The following is a 341-nucleotide window of genomic DNA, read 5'->3' as shown; positions in this document are numbered from 1 at the left end:
TAGAAGCGCTTCGTCGCCGTTTACGCGCAATGGAACGTGATGGGCAATTAGTCTTTACCCGCGGGCAAAGCTATGGCTTACCTGAACGGATGGATTTATTGTCTGGTACGGTTTTAGGCCATCGCGATGGATTTGGCTTTTTTAAGCCAGATGAAGGCGGTGACGATTTATTTATTAATAATCGCGATATGCTGATGTATTTCCATGGCGATAAAGTGCTTGCTCAAAAAGCAGGTACTGATCGTCGTGGTCGTCGCGAAGCACGAATTGTGCGCTTAGTTCATGAGCGAACAGCTGCATTAGTTGGCCGTTATCACGTCGACGGCGGCATGGGTTTTGTT

General features: G+C 47.8%; 1 protein-coding gene. It reads left to right on the top strand.

All coding sequences use genetic code 11. The features are described 5' to 3' along the window. A partial coding sequence (locus AAEY78_RS12445) for a winged-helix domain-containing protein (protein ID WP_352339651.1) occupies window positions 1-341 on the top strand: 341 nt, incomplete at both ends.

This window comes from Psychrobacter sp. 16-MNA-CIBAN-0192, assembly GCF_040309565.1.
Taxonomy (GTDB): Bacteria; Pseudomonadota; Gammaproteobacteria; order Pseudomonadales; family Moraxellaceae; genus Psychrobacter.
Note: the sequence above shows the minus strand (reverse complement) of the source record. Positions and strands in the feature narration are given on the sequence as shown.